Here is a 697-nt window from a genome sequence, read left to right as displayed (position 1 = left end):
GTCATACTGCGCCCGTCGCGCAGTTTCCAGGTGTCGGGGTTGGCGCAGTACGAGCAGCGCAGCGGGCAGCCGTTCATGAAGAGCACGAACCGGGTGCCGGGCCCGTCCACGCCCGTGGACAGGTCCCAGGAATGGATCCGGCCGGTGCTCACATCGCACCGTGGAAGGTGCGGCTGATCACATCGAGCTGCTGCTCACGCGTCAGGCGGACGAAGTTTACGGCGTAACCGGAGACCCGGATGGTCAGCTCGGGATACTTCTCCGGATGCTCCATGGCGTCCTCCAGGGTGGCCCGGTCCAGAACGTTCACGTTCATGTGGAAGCCGCCGGAAGCCGTGTAGGCGTCGAGGATGCCGACCAGGTTGGTGGCACGTTCCGCGGGGTCGTGCCCGAGCCCTTCCGGGGTGATGGTCGAGGTCAGCGAGATGCCGTCACGGGCCTGCTCGTACGGGATCTTGGCCACCGACAGGGCGGAGGCCGCCAGCCCGTGGCGGTCGCGGCCGTTCATGGGGTTGGCACCGGGCGCGAAGGGCAGCCCCGCGCGACGGCCGTCCGGGGTGTTGCCCGTGTGCTTGCCGTAGACCACGTTGGAGGTGATGGTGAGCACCGACTGGGTCTGCTCCGCACCCCGGTACGTGGGATGCCGGCGCAGCTTGGCCATGAAGGTGTGCACCAGGTCGACGGCGATGCTGTCGGC

At 68.0% G+C, this 697-nt stretch carries 2 protein-coding genes; both read right to left on the bottom strand.

All coding sequences use genetic code 11. The features are described 5' to 3' along the window. Positions 1 to 152: 4Fe-4S cluster-binding domain-containing protein (locus C6N31_RS42340; protein ID WP_198359636.1), on the bottom strand; the 152-nt coding region annotated here is incomplete at its 3' end. Further along, positions 149 to 697 (bottom strand): glycine radical domain-containing protein (locus C6N31_RS42335; protein WP_198359635.1); only part of this gene is annotated, 549 nt, incomplete at its 5' end. The genes C6N31_RS42335 and C6N31_RS42340, both read right to left, overlap by 4 nt.

Source organism: Streptomyces fildesensis (genome assembly GCF_016107395.1).
GTDB classification, from domain to species: domain Bacteria; phylum Actinomycetota; class Actinomycetes; order Streptomycetales; family Streptomycetaceae; genus Actinacidiphila; species Actinacidiphila fildesensis.
Note: the sequence above shows the minus strand (reverse complement) of the source record. Positions and strands in the feature narration are given on the sequence as shown.